Raw genomic sequence first — 18,134 nt, forward strand, 5'->3', positions numbered from 1 at the left:
GCATTCACTGGACTTAGCGAAAAATGGATGGGGCGAACATCGCGGCTCGGGGCAAACTCCTCACGTTTGTAGGTACGACCGATTGATCTGGGGGAGGCTCGCAGCTTCAATCGATTCGTGAGCGGTAGTGCGATCTGGCAATACTAGCCATGTTAGCAAAAAGACTCACGAGCTTCAGTTCCAAGCCTCGAGGTTATGATATCCGTTATCCGGGAGCAAGGAAGGTGAAAGTTGCCGCCATCGTAGGAGTGAAGGACGAAGTGGAACTCATTCAGCCTTGCTTAGAGAGACTTTGGGCCGTAGGTGTCGGACCTATCCTCGTGCTGGACAATAATTCCTCCGACGGGACCATTGATATCGTGGACCGTCTAAGCAGACATAGTGCTGCTCCGCTCACTCGCACCTCATTCAGCCCAGATTTCGATCAGAACTTGCAGGTTGGTGGAGAGGTAATCGACCCTTTCGTTCGTCAACACTCGCCAGACTGGCTGCTGTTCATCGATGCCGACGAATTTATGGTTTGTGTCAACGATGATCTGCCGGGCGCACTTGCGAACGTTACGGGGCCAGTCCTTTCGATCGAGCGCTACAACGTCCCCTTATCCAGCGATCCGTTCGTTCCGACGGCCGGTACCGAGGCAAGCGACTTTCTTGGGATTCGCCTCATCACGGGCCGGGAAGATTTAAGCCGTTCGCTTCTCGACGAGCCCCTCGGCAAGCGCTGGATCATGAATCGGATCATGCCCAAGCTTATTTGCCGGCCCGATCGGGTCTCACGCTACGGCTTAGGATGGCACTCCATTGCAGATTCAAGGGGCCAACCCATTCCATCAATCGCTGCGAAAGGGTTGTTACTAGTGCACCTGCCGTTAACCACAAATGAACGTTTCGTTCGAAAGGTTAACAATGCTCGCGAATTTTTTCGTCACTGCGGGGAACATTATCCCGGTGATGCCGCGTGGCATTGGAAGCGCTGGGTTGATCTCGCGGATCGTGGGCTGCTGGGTGCCGAATTCGCGGCCCAACGAATGGGCGAGGCTGAGATGGCTCACCTCGCTGATGTGGGGGCAATAGAGCGGGCGGATGCTGTACTGCAGAAGAGTATGCGAACCCAATCTGGATGACGAGGGTGGCCTGGGAAATCGAAGTGGAGGCCTTGGCCTGAATCGGTAGCTTTCCAACCAACTGCTCAAACACGCCGATCCGACCCTTGACCGCCATGTGAACGTCGGTCTCCACCGTCCCGTCATGGTGGAGGCTGATGATCTGCATTTGGTCGTGTGTCTGACCGATGCGGTCGATACGACCAATGCGCTGCTCCACCCGTATCGGGTTCTAAGGCATGTCGTAGTTGACCAGGGCACTGAGGAACTTGAAGTTCAGACCCTCCGCTGTCGCATCGATGCAAAGCAGAATCTCAGCATTGTCTGCCTTGAAGTCACGCTTTGCGTCTGGGCTGAAAACCGACTCTGAATTATTTAAACGCGTAATCGCATACATGTTGCAAGCGTTCCAGAATGGCAGTCTTTAATGCACCCTCGGAACGTGCCTCCAAAGTTGATCAAGCCCAAGGTGACTGCCGCATGCCTTAATGACCAGAGAATAAATCTGGAGACGACGCTAAAAAAGCAGGTGAAATAGTCGCAAACAACGCATTGCGGCGTATCTGTCGCTCCTGCGGATCACGCACCGTTCGATTCACCTCCAGCAGCGCCATCAGCACCGCTTCGCTCATCGACGTATTGGTCCACGGAATCTGATCCGGCAATTCCCCATCTATGGCACCAGCTACCTTGAGCGCCCTGTGCACCAAGCTTTCTGCTGGCTCATAGGCCAACACCTCTACCCCCAACCCTGCAGCTTCCAGATCCTCAATCATGGGCTCAAACCTGAGTTTGGCCTCTTCCTCCTTCAGCCACTGCTGCGGGCTGCGGGTTTCACCCACATAGGGGTCCTTCACCGCCTGGTTGTAGTGCGAGGCTGCCCTGCTGCGCAGCTCCCGCTCCACCAGCAACGCCCTGATCCCGTCTGGCTGGGCAATGCCCTGCTCCACCAGCCAGGCCACCACCCGGGCCGCACAGCCCAGGCTGAGGAATTCGCTGCTGATCAGCAGCGTGTCGTGCTGCACCTCAGCCAGTTCCGCTTGGAGCTGCTCGAGCAGCAGCTCGGGCTCCAGCGCCTCGGCATCCGGGCGCCGCAGCTCCGGGATCAGGCTGAACACCAGATTGTGATGAGCACCATCAGGCCACTGCCCCGTGCGGGGGTAATAAAACGCTGAAAACGACTGCTGCCGCAGCACCGCCTGAAGCGCGCTGGTGCCCGTCTTGTGGGGGCCGGCATGCAGGATCAGGCGGCGGGGCATCGGTTAGGGCTTGGGTTCCCCAGTTTGGCTGAGCTGGGAGGCACCTGCTCTCAGCTGGGTAGCGCCGGCAGTCGCATCGCCTCCAGTGTCGGCATTAGCTCAGTGGGCTTTTCCACCAGCGCTCACTCAGGCCGGGCCAGCAGCAGCCCCGATCGGCTGCCAGCCGCCAGGGGTAGCCCGTCGGTGATTGCTGCATATCCAGCGTGAACTGCCTCTGCTGCTTGAGCTGCTCCCAGGTTGCGCAGCTGGAGGCGCCAGAGGGTTGGCGAGGGGGGTCTGGGTCGTGCTGGGTGGCTGTTTTGTGTGGGTTGGTGGGCCTTGAAAACCGATCACTGGTTCTACGGGCTGTTCCAGAGCGCGCCGGATCTGATCGCCTTGCTGTTGCCGCAGGGTGCCTCTGCGGTGCCTGAGCTCGGGCCTGATTCTCCTGGGGATGCGCTCTATCGCTTTGAGGCGCCTGAACTCAAAGCCGCAAGCCACCGGCTTGATGGGGCGTTTTGGCCCAGAAGCGGGGAGGCCGGCACGCTGGAGCAACCGGTGGTGCTGCTGGAGGTGCAGATGCGCAGCAAGCCAGGTTTCAAGCACCGCCTTGGCACCCAGAGCTTTCGCTTTCTCCAGATCCAGCCTCGGGTACACCGCCTGGCCGTGGTCTTGGTGGTGCCCCAGCGGCGTGATGGTGCTCGAGCACATGGGCTGACAAGAGGCCGACGCCGTGATCCGCCACTGCGGGGGGTGAAGGAGACTGGGGGCGCAGTCAGCACGTCTACACGCATCAACTGATGACTAGGCTGATGCAGGCTTGGTTCTTCTGATCGATGCGCACCACCGTGACCCTGGACGCGCAGCTACTGGCCCAGGCCCAACAGCTGTGCGGCGACCTGGAGCGCAGCGCGCTGCTCAAGGAAGCGTTGCAGGCCCTGGTGCAGCGGGAAAGCGCGCGCAGGCTGGCCGCCCTGGGCGGCAGCCAACCGGATCTCGCCCCCATCCCGCGTCGCCGGAGCACGGCTTGATTCTCGTTGACACCTCCGTGTGGGTGGACCACCTGCGCACCGGCTTACCGCAGCTCGAGGCCGCGCTCCAAGAGAATGATGTGGTGATGCATCCCTGGGTGATCGGCGAACTCGCGTGCGGCAACCCCCGCCATCGCGCGCAGGTGCTGCAGCTGCTGCAGGGCCTGCCGAAGGCAACCGTGGCGAGCGATGGGGAGGTGTTGCTCCTGATCGAGCAGGAGCAGCTGATGGGGCGTGGGATCGGCTTCATCGACGCCCACCTGCTGGCCTCCGCACGACTGTCGGGCTGCTGGCTCTGGACCGGTGATCGTCGGCTGGGCGTCCTAGCCAAGGATCTGGGTGTGGCGGCGCCAGACTGCCCGCCATGAGCGGTTTCGGTTCCCCCAGCCCCACTACCCCTGCAGGCGCCACCGACCCCTGCGTGCACTGCGGCTTCTGCCTGCCCACCTGCGCCAGCTACCGGGTGCTGGGAACGGAGATGGATTCACCCCGGGGCCGCATCTACACCCTCAAGGCGATCGCCAACGGTGAACTGAGCCTCGACGCCACCGTGGCGAAACACTTCGACAGTTGCCTGGGCTGTCTCGCCTGCGTGACCGCCTGTCCGTCAGGGGTGCGCTACGACCAAATGATCGAGGCGACGCGCCCCCAGCTCAACGCCCCGGAACTGCGCAGCTCCGCCCAGCAGGCATTTCGCAAGCTGCTGTTTGCCCTGCTTCCCTACCCTGCGCGGCTTCGGGCCCTGCTCACGCCGCTGCGCCTTTACGCCGGCACCCCCCTGCAGGCCCTGGCCCGCCGCAGTGGGCTCACCCGCCTGTTCGGCCCCCAACTGGAGGCCCTCGATCAGCTGCTACCTCCCTTGGTGCCGGCTGGCTTCCGCGACGACTTCCCCCTGGTAGTGCCCGCCCAGGGTCCTCGCCGCGCCCGGGTAGGGCTGATGCTGGGTTGTGTGCAGCGTTTATTTGATCCAGCCGTGAATCAGGCCGCCGTGCAGGTGCTGAGCGCCAACGGCATCGAGGTGGTGATCCCGCCAGCCCAAGGTTGCTGCGGCGCCGTGACCCACCACCAAGGGGAACTGGACCAAACCCACCAACTGGCCCAGGCCCTGATCCAAAGCTTCGAGGCCGTAGTGGGCCCAGGCAAGCCCGCCGGGGCCGAGCCTCTCGACGCCGTATTGGTGGCAGCTTCCGGTTGCGGCCACACCATGAAGTCCTACGGGCGGCTCACCGGCAGCAGCTTCTCCGCCCCGGTCGCGGACATACAGGAGTTCCTCGCCGAGCTCGGCCTGAGCCAGCCATTCCTCGCCGCCCTCAAGCCCCTGAGCCACGCTGACGGCGAACCAGCCAGCGCCAAACGCCCGCTCCAACTGGCTTATCACGACGCCTGCCACATGCTGCATGGCCAGGGCATCAGCAGCCAGCCCCGGGCCCTACTCAATGCCATCCCCCACATCCAGCTGCGCGAAGCGACGGAAGCGGGAGTGTGCTGCGGCAGCGCCGGCATCTACAACTTGGTGCAGCCTGAGGAGGCCGCCGCCCTCGGGCAGCTCAAGGCCAAAGACCTAGCTGGCACCGGTGCCGAGCTGGCTGTTAGCGCCAACATCGGCTGCAGCCTGCAGATCCGCCGCCACCTGCAGGAACTGCCCCAGCCGATCCCGGTGCTGCATCCGATGCAGTTGCTGGAGCAGAGCTATAGCGGTTGAGCCAACCCATCCCCGAGAACATTCTGGGAGTGGGTTTTGGCTTGGCCGGTGCCGTGGGGGTAATACGGCGGTGGCCATTGGCGAGGAGACGAGTTAATCCGCGCCTTCCAAACCCTCCATCCAGCGCCAGGCCAGCCGCAGCGTGTCCCCATCACCGAGATTGCCGGGGAAAGTGAGCACCGGCAGTGGCTCTGGCAGATCAGCCAGCACCAAGGAAAGCCCCGGCAGCAGCTGGCCTTGCAACTCGACCGCCGCCAGAGCCAAACCATCGGCCAGCAGGGTGTGGGTGGTGATGCCCCCCTTGCTGATCAGGTAACCCAGCTGGGGCGCCAGGGCAGCAGCCAGCCGGGCCATTAGCGCCGCTAGAGCGTCCCCTAAGCGGCGGCGCTGCGCCACTGATGAGCACTGGAGCTCACCCCGGCTGGTGTACAGCACCGGCGTTTGCCCCTGGGCCAGCACCCGCCGCAACTGAACCAGCCAGTCGGCCTCCAGGGAAGCCAGCAGGAGCTCCGGCAGGGGGCCTTCCAGCAGCCGCGCCAGCTTGGCGACGGGCAGCTCCAGCCCCACGCAGCGGGGCTCCGTCAGCAGCTGGGTGAGCTGGGCATCAGCCAAGGGCACGTGGGAGCCCACCAGCACCAGCCCTGGCTTGGGGCGGCGCAACCGGGCCAAGCCAGCTCCAGCCAGGGGCTGGGGCGGCAAAGCCGCTAAGGCCTGAATCCAACTGGCCGCCGACTGGGAAAGCACCGCCCGCGGCCAGGCCTGGCGCACCACCTGGGCCAGGGCGGCCAGTTGCTCAGGTCGCTCCCCGTCAACGGCCACCACGGGCCCGCCATCTAGGGCCGCCAATCGCTCCGCCAGGGCCTGGCCGCCATCGCTTACGGCGTAATCCAACTCGGCGCCCGTCAGACGCTGCACCTGGTGAGCGGCGATACGGCCCCCACTTTTTTCCTCCACCCAAACCGGTAGATCGCTGCTGGCGTAGCCAAACAGGCGGTCGCGGGCGAAGGCGGTTTCGTGCACGGGCTGGCCGTGTAGGCGATGCACCCCCTCCACGGTGGTGCGGCCCCCCTCAAAAAAGGCCGGGACCAACAAGGTGGCCGCAAAGGGGCCAAGCTCGGCCGCTATCACCTCCACCTCCAACGGAAAGTGGCCCCGCAAGGTGGAGTCGCCGCGACTCACCAGCCACCAACGCTCAATGCCTGCCAGGGGAAGGGCCGCGGCCAGGGCCCGGCAGATCTGGCGCACCCGATCCGCGGCCGCTTCCGGCGCCAGGGCCCGGGTGTTAGCCAGCAGAAACAGCAGTGGCGAAGGGTGCCGCAGCCCCGCCGCCAGGGTGGCGGCATCCCAGCGCAGCAGCAGCGGGCAGCTGTGCACCGTCTGGGAGCCGGTGGGGTCATCGTCGATGACGATGATTTTGGAGGAGGCGGCCATGGCACCATCGTGCCGTGATGACTCCAGAGCCCAGGGAGCTGCAGGAGCTGGTGCGCGAGCTGCACCAGCAAGCTGCGCCCTGGCAACCCGCCGGCCTGGGCAGCCGACTCAACTGGGGGCCGCCAGTTATGGGCGCCAGCGCCACCGTGAGCTGTAGGCGGCTGAGCGGCATCGTTGAGCACAGCCCTGGCGATTTCACTGTGACGGCCCTAGCCGGCACGCCCCTGGTCGAATTGCAAGCCGAACTGGCCCGCCACAGGCAGTGGCTAGCCGTTGACTGGCCCTGGGGCAGCGGCATGGGCGGCCAAGCCAGCGGCAGCCTGGGCGGCCTGGTGGCCAGGGGCCTGGCCGGCGGTCTGCGCCAGCGCTATCTGGGCGTGCGCGACCAGATCATTGGCCTGGAATTGATCCGCAGCGACGGCACCCGCGCCCGGGCCGGGGGCAAGGTGGTGAAAAACGTGGCCGGCTACGACCTGATGCGCTTGATGGCGGGCAGCTGGGGGTCCTTAGGACTGATCAGCAGCCTCACGCTGCGCACCATGCCGGAGCCACCCCAGCGGCGCGGCCTGAAGCTGGCGGGGCCGCTCGAAGCCCTCGGCCCACTGGCTTCCTGGCTGCTGGGCTCAAGCCTCAGCCCGGAGCGGATCGACTGGTGGCGACCCCCTGCCCGCCAAGAAGAAGACACCGGACTGCTGATCAGCCTGGCCAGCATCAACGCCCACACCCTCAATGAGCAGATCGGCTGCATCGCCGCCAAGGCTGCTCCAATGGGAATAACGGCCCAAACTCTTGAACCTGCCGAACTCGCAAGCCTGGTAGGCCAAAGCCAAGGGTCTGAAACTGGGTCCAGCGACTGGTTGCTGCGGCTGGCGGTGCGCCCCAACCAGGCGACTGCCCTGCTCGCCGATCCAGCCCTGGCCGGCTTGCCGCTGGTCCTGGGGGCTGGCAGTGGCCTAGGTATCGCCTGGGCAACTGCCTCAGCCCTGCCGACCTACAAGGTGGAGGCGCTCAGGCGCCATTGCCAGCAGGCTGGCGGCTACCTGACGGTGTTGCGCCAGCCCGCCAGCAGCCAACTGCCGGCCTGGCTAGACGCCCCATCGCGGCCCCTGATCGAGGCGATCAAGCGGCAGTTTGACCCGAAGCAGCAACTGTCGCGCGGTCGCCTCCCTGGAGTGAATCTGCCGGGAGTGGAGCCGCCCCGGAGCTGAGGCCGGCGATCCAGTCGAGCAGGGCAGCATTTACCTGATCTGGCACTTCATCGTGGGGACAGTGACCGGCTTCGAGCACCACTTCGCTGGTGCCTACCGGAGCATGACGCTGGAAAGCAGCCCGCCGGCCCACGGCGTTAATCCAGGGGTCGCGGATACCCCAGAGCAACAGCAACGGGCATGTCAGCTGGACAAACAACTCATCGAGGGGCTGGCCGCGGGGGATATCAAACACGGTGCGAAAAACACCGAAGGCACCCGGATCCAGCGATGGCCGCCGGATCGCCTCCACCAAGGCTTCATCGACGTTGCTCTTGTCGACATACACCTGGTTGAGGGTGCGGCGAATCGTGGCCGGCCGGCGCAAATTTTCAAACAACAACCTCTGCAGCACCGGACTTTTGAGCAGGGCTCCCGCAATGGTTTGGCGGGTGATCGCTCCCCAGCCCTTAGGCGGCGCCTGCTCATCGCTGAACGGCCCTGCCGCATTCAGCAGCACCACCCCGGCCGCCTGGTCCCCTAGGGCAGCGCCAGCCGCTAGGGCTGAGAAACCGCCAAGGGAATTGCCCGCAAGCACCGTCGGCCGGCCGATGCGCTCGTGCACATAGGCGGCCAGCTGGTCGCGCCAGAGGGGGCCGCCGTAGGCAAGCTCGGCCGGCTTGGCGCTGCGACCAAAGCCCAGCAGGTCGATGGCGTGCACCTCATGGCGCTGGGCCAGCACGGGAATGTTGTGGCGCCAGTGGTCCGTGGAAGCACCAAAGCCATGCACCAGCAGGATCGCCGGGCCCTCGGGCTCAGCTGGCGCCGCTGCGATGGCGTGCACTGGATGGCCGGCGTAGCTCCAGGGCTGGGGTACAGACAAGGAAGCCACCTTGATGTGTCCAGGGTGGTTGATGCTAGGTAGATCTGCGGCGCGCCATTGCCCCTCACCAGCCCTGACTGGAGCCCCTTCCTGCCGGGGATCGCCCTGTGGGCCCTAGCCCTTTACCTCCCCTTGAGCGGCCCCTTGGGGCGCCTGGAGGAAGCACTTGCCTCAGGCTCCCTGCCGAGCACTTTCCAGCAGGTGGTGTTGGTGATTAGCAGCCTGCTGCTGGCCCTGGCCATCGGGGTGCTGGCCGACCTGGGCCTGAGCTGGGCCCTGGGCCCGGACTGGGCCAGCAGCCTCGGCCTGATCGCCGCAGGCTGGGGGCTGTTCACAGCGCTCGCCAGTCGAGCCAGGGAAGACGGGGAATGATTGCCGGTGTGCGGGCCCGGTAGGTGGCGTAATCGGGATGGGCAAGCTCAAGGGCCCGCTCCTCGCGGCGCGCCTTACCGCCGAGCACGGCCACCAGGGCCAGCAGCAAGGCCAGATGCAGCAGGCTGCCCAGGGCCAAGCTCACCCCCAGCGAACAAAGCAGCACCGCTTGATAGAGGGGGTGACGGCAACGGCCGTAGGCCCCGCTTGTCACCAATGGGGCGCCAGGGATCGGATCAGGCAGGGGCGTAAGGCTGGAGCCCAGCCCCCAGAACGCCTGAGCCGCCAAGATCAAGCCCAGCAGCAGCAAAACGGCACCGGCCAGGGCTATCGGCAGGGGCCAGGCATAACCCCAGGCGCCGGGGGCAGGCCAGGGCGGCAGCAGGTGGGCGGCAATCAGGGCCAACTGGGCGAGCAGCCACCACTCACCGTGGCGGTTGTCTAGCCAGCCCCCCCAACTCAGGCCCCAGCGCTCAGGTTGGAATTTCGGCAAGTGGATCAAGATCCGGACCTCCAGCGCTGCCACCCAACACCAGTCTGAGCAGGATCGGCGCCAGGAAGGTGGTGCCGATCACCATCAGCAAGATTGCGGCCTCCAGCGGCTTGGTCAGCAGGCCAGCCTGGGTACCCAGGCCAAGAAAGATCAAGCCCACCTCGCCGCGGGGCATCATCCCCAAACCGACCACCAAGCGGTTGGTTTTCTCCTTGCTGAAGTAGCTCCAGCCGGTTGCCACCTTGCCGGCAATCGCCACGGTGAGCAGGAAGGCCGCCACGATCAATCCCTCCCGGTTTTCAGGGTTAAACGGATTGAGCACCGACAGATCCATGCCCGTACCAATCAGCACGAAGAAAATCGTGGCAAACAGGGCGACTAGGGGCTTAACGGTGTCCTGGATCGCATGGGTGTGCTTAGAAGAGCTAAGAATCAAGCCCGCAGCGAAAGCGCCAAGAGCCGCTTCCAGGCCGATCGCCTGGGCCACAAAGCAGCAGAGCGACAACACCACGAAGGCCGCCACCACCACTTCGCCAGGGGCCTTGAGCTGGTCGAGCAGCCAGTCGAACCCAGGAGCAGCAGTGCGGCTTAGGAACAGGGCCGCCGCCACAAACACTCCTGCCGCCGCAACCAACTTCAGGATCGGGCCCACGCTGAAGCCCTCTCCACCAGCCAGGCTCACCACCACAGCAAGGATCACGATGCCGAGAATGTCGTCGAGTACGGCCGCGCCGATCACCGTCTGACCCTCGCGGGTGCGCAGAAACTTCAACTCACCAAACACGCTGGCGGTGATGCCGATGCTGGTGGCAGTCATCGCCGCACCGGCGAAGATCGCTGGAATCAGGGGCACATGGAAGATGTAATAAAGGCCCGCAGTGCCTAGGGCAAAAGGAAGCACCACCCCAGTTACGGCAACGGTGGTGGCCTGGGCACCCACCGCTACCAGCTCATCGAGCTCGCTCTCCAGTCCGGTGAGAAACAACAGGGCAAACAGGCCGATCTGGGAGACCGCCTGCAGATTCGGGAAGGTCTCGGCGTAGATCTCCTGCACCTTTTCCGGTGAGAGATCGGCCAGAGAACTGAGCAAGCCCAAGCCCCAACTGCTGAGTTGGACCTGGGTTTCGGGCGGCACGATCAAATGCAGGCCGGAAACGCCAATCAGAACGCCAGCTACCAGCTCACCCAAAATTGTGGGCAGCTGCACCCGCACCATCAGCTCCGCCAGCAGCCTGGCCGCCACGAAGATCACCAGAAACTCGCCCACCGAAATCAGGGTTTCAGCAACTTCGGCTTGGTGACTGCCGATTTCAAGCAAAAGCGCAGGCAGAACCATGGAGAGGTGGGTGCGCGGTAGTGGGAGGCGCGACCTTAAAGCCGCCCGCGCCAAGGTGTTTGGACCCTGCTCTCTATTCGGGCGTGGGGAAGAGGTTTGGCAACCATCGCTACGGTCTGAATATTGATTTGATGACGCGGGCGATGGCAGAGCAACTGCAGCGTCTTGATGCCTGGTGGCGGGCCGCCAACTACTTAGCGGTGGGGATGATCTACCTGCAGGACAATCCCCTGCTGGCCGAACCGCTGCAGCCCGCTCACTTCAAAAGTCGGCTACTGGGGCACTGGGGCTCGAGCCCGGGTCAATCCTTCATCTGGGCCCATGCCAACCGGATGATCCGGTCCCACGACCTCGACATGATTTATCTGTCGGGCCCGGGCCATGGCGCCCCTGGGGTACTGGCACCCACCTACCTCGATGGCTCCTACAGCGAGATCTATCCCGAAAAGTCGACGGATGCTGCCGGCATGCAGCGCTTCCTTAAGCAGTTTTCCTTCCCCGGCCACATCGGTAGCCACTGCACCCCCGAAACCCCTGGCTCGATCCACGAGGGCGGCGAGCTCGGCTACGTGCTCTCCCACGCCTGCGGGGCGGTGTTCGACAACCCCAGCCTGATCGCCCTGGCCTGCGTCGGCGATGGCGAGGCGGAAACCGGGCCCTTGGCCACCAGCTGGCACATCAACAAGTTCCTCAACCCGCATCCGACGGCGCCGTGCTGCCGGTGCTGCACCTCAACGGCTACAAAATCGCCAACCCCACCCTGCTGGCCCGCATCCCCAGAGAGGAGCTCGCCAGCTTGATGCGGGGCTACGGCTGGGAGCCCCTGTTTGTGGAAGGCAGCGAGCCGATGGCGATGCACCAAGCCATAAACCGCATTCAAGAGGTGCAGGCGGAGGCCCGCCGCAGCGGCGATCCCAGCAACGTCAACCGGCCCCGTTGGCCCATGATCGTGTTGCGATCTCCAAAGGGCTGGACAGGGCCGGCGGAGCTAAATGGCAAAAAGCTGGAAGGCTTCTGGCGCAGCCACCAGGTGCCCCTGCCCGATCCCAAGCGAGACCCGGCCCAGCTAAAGCAACTAGAAGCCTGGCTGCATAGCTACCGCCCCGGCGAACTCTTCGATGGGCAGGGCAGCCTGATCGCCGAGCTGCGGGCCCTCTCGCCGAGTGGCCAGCGCCGCATGGGCTCCAATCCCCATTCCAATGGTGGGCTGCTACGCCGCCGCCTGCACCTGCCGCCGGTGAATACCTATGCCGTGCCCGTTGAGCAACCGGGCCAACACGAGGCCGAAAACACCGCTCCCCTAGGGGAGCTGCTGCGCGATGCCATTGCCCTAAACCCCGATTCCGTGCGGGTGTTCGGACCGGATGAAACCGCCTCCAACCGGCTGCAAGCCATCTACGAGGTCAGCAAAAAAGTGTGGATGGAGGAATTTCTACCGGAAGACCTCAACGGCAGCGAGCTCTCCCGCAGCGGCCGCGTTGTCGAGATGTTGAGCGAACACACCTTGGTGGGAATGATGGAGGGCTACCTACTCACCGGCCGCCATGGTTTTTTCCACACCTATGAGGCCTTCGCCCATGTGATTGCCTAGATGTTCAACCAGCACGCCAAGTGGCTGGAATCCTGCATTCACCACTCCCCCTGGCGCGCGCCGATTTCCCCCTGGAACTGTCTGATCTCCAGCACCGTGTGGCGCCAAGACCACAACGGCTTCACCCACCAGGATCCTGGCTTCATCGATCTCGCCGGCAACAAAAGTGGCGAGGTGGTGCGCGTCTATCTGCCGGCCGATGCCAACAGCCTGCTGGCGGTAGCTGAACAGGCGCTACAGGAAACGAACGTGTGCAACATCATTGTTTCTGACAAACAGAAACACCTGCAATATCTAACTCTGGAGCAGGCCCGGGCCCACGTGGCCAAGGGCATAGGCCTATGGAGCTGGGCTAGCAACGACGAGTGCGGCACCGAACCAGATGAGCCTGATGTGGTGATGGCCTGCGCGGGCGACATCCCTACTAAGGAAACCCTGGCCGCAGTTGAAATTCTGCGGCGTGAAATCCCGAACCTAAAAATCCGAGGGCTCAATGTGGTGAAGCTATTTGCTCTCACCACTCCGGGCGAACACCCCCACGGCCTCAGCGATCGGGACTTCGACAGCCTGTTGACCACGAATCGACCGGTGATCTTCAATTTTCACGGCTACCCGTGGCTAATCCACCGACTCACCTACCACCGCACCAACCACGTCAACTTTCACGTGCGCGGATATAAGAAGAAAGGCAATATCAACACCCCTCTGGAGCTGGCGATGAACAATCAGATCGACCGTTTCAACTTGGTTATTGATGTGATTGACCGGGTTGCGGGCCTGGGCTCCCGCGCCGCCCACGTCAAAGAGCGCATGAAGGAGGCGATCTTGGCCAACCGGGCCCACGCCCATGAGCACGGCATGGATGCGGAGGATGTCACCAACTGGCGATGGAACCCACTGCCTGCCGCGGCCCATGCGGGAGAATTACACCAATGAGCGACCTCCAACCCAGCAACCTGCGTCTGCCCACCCCGGGCTGCTACGCCGACCCAGATCGCAGTGGCCTGACCGCGGAAAACGTGTTCGACGGCATGACTGAGCACCTTTTTTACACGCTCGGCAAGCTCGCCCCCACGGCCAGCCGCCACGACCTCTACATGGCCCTCAGCTACGCGGTGCGCGACCGGCTGATGACCCGATACCTGGCTGGCATTGAGGCGCTCAGTGCCAGCCCGACTCGAGTGGTGGCCTATCTATCCGCTGAATTTCTGATCGGGCCCCAACTGGGCAACAACCTGTTGATGCTGGGCATCCAGCAGGAAGCGGCAGAAGCCCTGCGCCGTTTCGGCATCAACGACATCAACGAAATCCTCGATGTTGAGGAGGAGCCTGGCCTGGGCAACGGAGGCCTGGGTCGACTGGCGGCCTGCTTCCTGGAATCACTGGCCTCGCTGGAAATACCAGCCACCGGCTACGGCATCCGCTACGAATTCGGCATTTTTGACCAGCTGATCCGCGATGGCTGGCAGGTGGAGATCACCGATAAGTGGCTCAAGAGCGGCTGGCCCTGGGAGCTGCCCCATCCCGATCAAGCCTGCTTCGTGGGTTTCGGCGGCCACACTGAGAGCTACCGCGATGAGCACGGCACCTACCGGGTTCGCTGGATTCCGGCCGAGCACGCCATTGGCGTTCCCCACGACGTACCAGTGCTGGGCTACCGGGTCAACACCTGCGACCGGCTGCGGTTATGGCGAGCCGATGCCGCCGAATCCTTTGACTTCTACGCCTTCAACAGCGGCGACTATTACGGCGCCGTGGAAGAGAAGGTGGGCTCCGAGACCCTCTCCAAGGTGCTCTATCCCAACGACGGCACGGATGAGGGTCGGCGCCTGCGCCTGAAGCAGCAGCACTTCTTCGTGAGCTGCTCCCTCCAGGACATGATCCGCAACCTCGATGCCCGCGGCATCCCGATCACGGATTTCCCCGATAACTGGGCGGTGCAGCTAAATGACACCCACCCGGCCATCGCCGTGGCAGAGCTGATGCGCCTGCTACTCGATGACAAGCACCTGGAATGGGAGGTCGCCTGGAACATCACCAGTCGCTCCCTTTCTTACACCAATCACACCCTGCTGCCGGAAGCCCTCGAGAAGTGGGGCTTGGGGTTATTTGGCTCCCTGCTACCCCGCCACCTGGAGCTGATCTACGAGATCAACCGCCGCTTCTTGCAACAGGTGCGCCTCAAATATCCGGGCAACGAGCAGATCCTGCGCAAGGTCTCGATCATCGATGAGGAGGGCGATAAGGCAGTCCGCATGGCCAATCTGGCCACCGTTGCTTCCCACCACGTCAACGGCGTAGCAGCCCTGCACAGCGAACTGGTCAAAACCGAGCTGTTTCCTGAATTCGCGGCCCTATGGCCCGAGAAATTCACCAATGTCACCAACGGCGTCACCCCGAGGCGCTGGGTGGCCCTGGCCAATCCCCAGCTGGCGGCCCTACTGAATGAATCGATTGGCACCGGCTGGATTAACCATCTCGATGAGCTGCGCCGCCTGGAGCAGTTCGTCGATGACAGCAGCTTCCTCGAGCGCTGGGAAGCCACCAAGCTGGGCGTTAAGGGCCAGCTGAGTAATTACATCCATCGCCACACGGGTGTGCTGGTCGATCCCACCTCCCTATTCGATGTGCAGGTGAAACGGATCCACGAATACAAACGCCAGCACCTCAATGCCCTGCAGGTGGTGGCCCAGTACCTGCGCATCAAGAATGGTCAGGCTGAGGGTATGGCCCCGCGCACGGTGATCTTCGGCGGCAAGGCAGCACCGGGCTATTACATGGCCAAGCTAATTATTCGTTTCATCAACGGCATCGCCGAAACGATCAACGCCGACCCCGACATGGAGGGCCGGCTGCGAGTGATCTTCCTGGCCGACTACAACGTCAAGCTGGGTGAGCGGGTTTACCCCGCCTCCGACCTCTCAGAGCAGATCTCAACTGCCGGCAAGGAAGCCTCCGGCACCGGCAACATGAAGTTCGCCATGAATGGGGCGCTGACCATCGGCACTCTCGATGGCGCCAACGTGGAAATCCGCGAACAGGTGGGTGCCGAGAACTTCTTCCTGTTTGGCAAGACAGCTGAGGAGATCTCCGAGCTGTCCCAGTCGGGTTATCGCCCCTGGGAGCTGATCGGGGGAATGCCCGAGTTGGCCGAGATCCTGCGACTGGTGGAGCAGGGCCACTTCAGCAATGGGGATGGCGACCTATTTAGGCCGCTGCTGCAAAACCTCACCGGCCGGGATCCCTTCTTTGTGCTGGCCGATTTCAACGACTATCTGCGGGCCCAGTCCGAGGTCGACCTGGCCTGGGCCGACAGGGGTCGCTGGAACCGCATGTCGTTGCTGAATTCAGCCCGCAGTGGCTTCTTCTCTTCAGATCGCTCAATCCGCGACTACGCAGAGCGGATATGGAAAGCCGAGAGCTTCCCGGTCACGATCACCTGCGAATTGGACTGACCGGGGAGATGGCTTAACCGGGCAGGTCTGGAGTTTGGTGGAGCAGCCGATTCAGCCTTAGGCGATCGGCATTAAGCGGATCAGGGGCCAGCTCACCGGCCACTTCCCTAAATTTTTGCTCCACCTCGTCGGGCACCCGCACGTCAAAGATGCGCTCCATCAGCGCCTCAATGGAGAAGAGGTGGGCATTGATGTTTTCCAGGTCCGCCATGGCCTGCTGGAAGGCATCGGGCTCAGCGCTCTGATCCTCAACAGCTCCTGTACCTGCCCCTTGGCCGCCAGGAGCAGCATTGGCCTGACTGGCGGCAGCTTCAGTTGCCTCCTGCTGCTTCTGCAACTCCTCCATCACCCGGCCTGCCAGGGTGCGAAATGATTGCAACGCAGCCCAATTGAGCTCCTGCTGCTGGCGCAGGGTGGGATTTTCACGGATCAATCGGTCATGTTCCCGATAGAACCGCTGGCAATCAGGGCACTGGCAGGGCTCTTCTGGCACCGCACTCCCTTTGGATCTCAGTCCCCATCATGGCACTCACGCCGCCAAGGGGATCTCGATCGAGGTCACCACGTTGATCACGTCGCGCAACCGCATCGAATCAGCAAACCAGCCCATGGCTTGCTCGGTGTCCCCACTCCGCTCAGCGTCGGTGGCCTGCTCCTCGTGAGCCTCAGCTAGCAGGGCCAGCCAGCAAAGGCAGCGGGCTTGAACCACCGAAAGGTCGAGCTCATCGGGCTGGCTATCGGCGATGCGTTCGCTCTCCTGCTGCACCAGCAGACGCAGACGAAGATCGTGAAGCTGGGTCATCGCGGTCAAACGACTGGGGCCACGCTAGCCCCGGTGCTGCGAATGGGTAGGCCACCACCTGTAGCGCTCGCTACCCCTAGCCATGAAGGGGTGGCGTGAAGAACGGGGCTGGCGGGACTCGAACCCACGACCTACGGTTTAGGAAACCGTCGCTCTATCCGGCTGAGCTACAGCCCCATCCCGGCATTATGGAATGCGAAAGCAGGCGAGGTGATCGCGATCAGGGCTGCGGCACCTCCGCGGAGGTAGCTGGAGCGCTTGGTTGAGGAAAGTCCGGGCTCCCCAATGGCCAGGCTTGCTGGGTAACGCCCAGTGCGGGTGACCGTGAGGACAGTGCCACAGAAACACACCGCCGATGGCAGGGGGCTCGCCCCCCGCACAGGTAAGGGTGCAAGGGTGCGGTAAGAGCGCACCAGCAGCATCGAGAGGTGCTGGCTAGGTAAACCCCAGCTAGGAGCAAGGCCCAGGGACAACGGTTGGCCATGACACCCGTCCCGCTTCAAGTGCGCCGCTCGAGGCCGCCGGCAACGGCGGTCCCAGACAGATGATCACCCCCCACCGGCTCGCTGGTGGGAGAACAGAACCCGGCTTACGTCCTGCTTTCACCCCTTTTCCTCGCCAGCCCATGCGGCCCGAACGCCACCATCAGCTGGTTGCCTTCCTGCGCTCCTTGGGCCTGGAGGTTGGCGACCGCGACCTTGCCCCTATAGAGGAGGCCCTCAGCCACACCTCAGCGGGCCTGGCCCGCAACCATGAGCGCCTGGAATTCTTGGGCGACGCCGTGCTGCGCCTAGCCGCAGCCGAATTCCTGCAACGGCACTTTCCAAACCTGAGCGTGGGGCGCTGCTCTGCCCTGCGAGCCCAACTAGTTAGCGACCGCTGGCTGGCCGAACTGGGCGAGCACTGCAAGATCGAATCCGTGCTGCACCTCGGCCCAATGGCCAGCGGCGACCAAGCCGGACGGGCCACGGTGCGGGCGGAATGCTGTGAAGCCCTGCTTGGTGGCCTCTATGAAGCCTGGGGCGCCGGCCAGGGCGGACTGGAGCCCGTGCACCGCTGGCTCAATCCCCACTGGCAGCGCAGCAGCAGCGAATTACTGGCCGATCCAGACCTCCACAACTGGAAATCGGCCCTGCAGGAGTGGACCCAGGCAGCCGGGCTGGGCCTGCCGCACTACGACTGCCAGGAGCGCAGCCAAGTCCACGCTGACCCGCGCCGCTTTCATTGCAGCGTGACGATTGCGGGCCAGGCAAGCCACACGGGCTGGGGGCCTTCAAGGCGCGGCGCCGAACAGGAAGCCGCCAGGGCCGCCCTCGCTGTGATCAAGCCTGCTCGAGAAGCTTGAGCGGCATGGTGACGAGCTTGTCCCAGTTGCCGCCCTCAAACAGCACGGCGGCCTGCTGGCCACTGATCCGCTGCACAAAGCCCCGGTAGCCATTGTAAATCGAGCGGCCGTCACGCACCACCACGGTGGAGCCCGGCAGGATCGGCAGGTCGGCCATGATTTAGG

Annotated in this window: 18 protein-coding genes, 1 tRNA gene, 1 other RNA gene and 1 pseudogene; 11 read left to right on the forward strand and 10 right to left on the reverse strand. The window is 63.6% G+C overall.

From position 1 onward, the window contains the following. Window positions 1–224 precede the first annotated feature (224 nt). A complete protein-coding gene (locus U9970_RS11815; protein ID WP_322764351.1) occupies window positions 225–1,124 on the forward strand; it encodes a glycosyltransferase family 2 protein in 900 nt (299 codons plus the stop codon). A 211-nt stretch (window positions 1,125–1,335) separates the two neighbouring features. On the opposite strand, the gene U9970_RS14300 is transcribed toward U9970_RS11815, so the two are convergent. Together U9970_RS14300 and U9970_RS11825 are read right to left on the reverse strand one after the other, a co-directional pair. Beyond that, window positions 1,336–1,500, reverse strand: a complete 165-nt coding sequence (locus U9970_RS14300) for a helicase-related protein (protein WP_407653042.1) — start codon at window positions 1,498–1,500, stop codon at window positions 1,336–1,338. Window positions 1,501–1,588: 88 nt separating this feature from the next. Then, window positions 1,589–2,362, reverse strand: coding sequence for a hypothetical protein (locus U9970_RS11825; protein WP_322764353.1), 774 nt, complete (start codon window positions 2,360–2,362; stop codon window positions 1,589–1,591). Between the two features lie 318 nt (window positions 2,363–2,680). On the opposite strand from U9970_RS11825, the gene U9970_RS11830 reads away from it, so the two are divergent. The 4 genes from U9970_RS11830 to U9970_RS11845 are packed head-to-tail and all read left to right on the forward strand — an operon-like array spanning window position 2,681 to window position 5,074. Continuing rightward, entirely contained in the window at window positions 2,681–3,142 is a 462-nt protein-coding gene (locus tag U9970_RS11830) for a DUF2887 domain-containing protein (protein ID WP_322764354.1), read from the forward strand. A 35-nt stretch (window positions 3,143–3,177) separates the two neighbouring features. Next, window positions 3,178–3,372, forward strand: a complete 195-nt coding sequence (locus U9970_RS11835) for a type II toxin-antitoxin system VapB family antitoxin (RefSeq protein ID WP_322764355.1) — start codon at window positions 3,178–3,180, stop codon at window positions 3,370–3,372. After that, window positions 3,369–3,740 carry a type II toxin-antitoxin system VapC family toxin gene (locus U9970_RS11840; protein ID WP_322764356.1) on the forward strand — a complete coding sequence of 124 codons (372 nt, stop codon included), beginning with the start codon at window positions 3,369–3,371 and terminating at the stop codon, window positions 3,738–3,740. The genes U9970_RS11835 and U9970_RS11840 overlap by 4 nt, the downstream gene beginning before the upstream one ends. Further along, window positions 3,737–5,074 (forward strand): (Fe-S)-binding protein, encoded by a 1,338-nt coding sequence (locus tag U9970_RS11845; RefSeq protein ID WP_322764357.1) that lies wholly within the window; start codon window positions 3,737–3,739, stop codon window positions 5,072–5,074. Before U9970_RS11840 ends, U9970_RS11845 begins: the two co-directional genes overlap by 4 nt. Window positions 5,075–5,167: 93 nt before the next feature. Here U9970_RS11845 and U9970_RS11850 read toward each other — a convergent pair whose 3' ends face one another. Continuing rightward, window positions 5,168–6,505, reverse strand: a complete 1,338-nt coding sequence (locus U9970_RS11850) for a four-carbon acid sugar kinase family protein (protein WP_322764358.1) — start codon at window positions 6,503–6,505, stop codon at window positions 5,168–5,170. Between the two features lie 17 nt (window positions 6,506–6,522). Between U9970_RS11850 and U9970_RS11855 the strand changes: the two genes are divergently transcribed. Beyond that, window positions 6,523–7,713, forward strand: coding sequence for an FAD-binding oxidoreductase (locus tag U9970_RS11855; RefSeq protein ID WP_322764359.1), 1,191 nt, complete (start codon window positions 6,523–6,525; stop codon window positions 7,711–7,713). On the opposite strand, the gene U9970_RS11860 is transcribed toward U9970_RS11855, so the two are convergent. After that, window positions 7,625–8,575 (reverse strand): alpha/beta fold hydrolase, encoded by a 951-nt coding sequence (locus U9970_RS11860; RefSeq protein ID WP_322764360.1) that lies wholly within the window; start codon window positions 8,573–8,575, stop codon window positions 7,625–7,627. The genes U9970_RS11855 and U9970_RS11860 overlap by 89 nt on opposite strands. Window positions 8,576–8,632: 57 nt before the next feature. Here U9970_RS11860 and U9970_RS11865 point away from each other — a divergent pair, with 57 nt between their 5' ends. Next, complete coding sequence (locus tag U9970_RS11865) at window positions 8,633–8,947, forward strand: hypothetical protein (RefSeq protein WP_322764361.1); 315 nt, start codon at window positions 8,633–8,635, stop codon at window positions 8,945–8,947. On the opposite strand, the gene U9970_RS11870 is transcribed toward U9970_RS11865, so the two are convergent. Next, window positions 8,907–9,440, reverse strand: a complete 534-nt coding sequence (locus U9970_RS11870) for a methyltransferase family protein (RefSeq protein ID WP_322764362.1) — start codon at window positions 9,438–9,440, stop codon at window positions 8,907–8,909. The two genes, U9970_RS11865 and U9970_RS11870, sit on opposite strands and share 41 nt — an antisense overlap. Beyond that, window positions 9,421–10,776, reverse strand: coding sequence for a cation:proton antiporter (locus U9970_RS11875; RefSeq protein ID WP_322764363.1), 1,356 nt, complete (start codon window positions 10,774–10,776; stop codon window positions 9,421–9,423). The genes U9970_RS11870 and U9970_RS11875 overlap by 20 nt, the downstream gene beginning before the upstream one ends. A gap of 131 nt (window positions 10,777–10,907) precedes the next feature. Between U9970_RS11875 and U9970_RS11880 the strand changes: the two are divergent. Both U9970_RS11880 and U9970_RS11885 read left to right on the forward strand, forming a co-directional pair. After that, window positions 10,908–13,303, forward strand: a pseudogene (locus tag U9970_RS11880) (phosphoketolase family protein). Beyond that, window positions 13,300–15,822, forward strand: a complete 2,523-nt coding sequence (locus U9970_RS11885) for a glycogen/starch/alpha-glucan phosphorylase (RefSeq protein ID WP_322764364.1) — start codon at window positions 13,300–13,302, stop codon at window positions 15,820–15,822. The pseudogene U9970_RS11880 and the gene U9970_RS11885 overlap by 4 nt, the downstream one beginning before the upstream one ends. A 13-nt stretch (window positions 15,823–15,835) precedes the next feature. Here the strand turns inward: U9970_RS11885 and U9970_RS11890 are convergent, their stop codons facing one another. The 3 genes from U9970_RS11890 to U9970_RS11900 all read right to left on the reverse strand — a co-directional run bounded on the left by U9970_RS11890 (window position 15,836) and on the right by U9970_RS11900 (window position 16,801). Continuing rightward, window positions 15,836–16,315, reverse strand: a complete 480-nt coding sequence (locus U9970_RS11890) for a hypothetical protein (protein WP_322764365.1) — start codon at window positions 16,313–16,315, stop codon at window positions 15,836–15,838. Window positions 16,316–16,351: 36 nt separating this feature from the next. Continuing rightward, the gene (locus U9970_RS11895) at window positions 16,352–16,624 is read right to left on the reverse strand and encodes a hypothetical protein (protein ID WP_106632938.1); all 273 of its coding nucleotides are present in this window, start codon (window positions 16,622–16,624) and stop codon (window positions 16,352–16,354) included. A 103-nt stretch (window positions 16,625–16,727) separates the two neighbouring features. Beyond that, window positions 16,728–16,801, reverse strand: a tRNA-Arg gene (locus U9970_RS11900). Window positions 16,802–16,822: 21 nt separating this feature from the next. Here U9970_RS11900 and rnpB point away from each other — a divergent pair. Continuing rightward, an RNA gene (gene rnpB / locus U9970_RS11905) (RNase P RNA component class A) lies at window positions 16,823–17,231 on the forward strand. 18 nt (window positions 17,232–17,249) lie between these two features. Continuing rightward, window positions 17,250–17,969, forward strand: a complete 720-nt coding sequence (locus U9970_RS11910; RefSeq protein WP_322764366.1) for a ribonuclease III family protein — start codon at window positions 17,250–17,252, stop codon at window positions 17,967–17,969. Here the strand turns inward: U9970_RS11910 and U9970_RS11915 are convergent. Continuing rightward, window positions 17,947–18,126, reverse strand: a complete 180-nt coding sequence (locus U9970_RS11915; RefSeq protein WP_106632954.1) for an NAD(P)H dehydrogenase subunit NdhS — start codon at window positions 18,124–18,126, stop codon at window positions 17,947–17,949. The genes U9970_RS11910 and U9970_RS11915 overlap by 23 nt on opposite strands. Window positions 18,127–18,134 lie beyond the last annotated feature (8 nt).

This window comes from Cyanobium usitatum str. Tous, assembly GCF_963920485.1.
GTDB classification, from domain to species: Bacteria; Cyanobacteriota; Cyanobacteriia; order PCC-6307; family Cyanobiaceae; genus Cyanobium_A; species Cyanobium_A usitatum_A.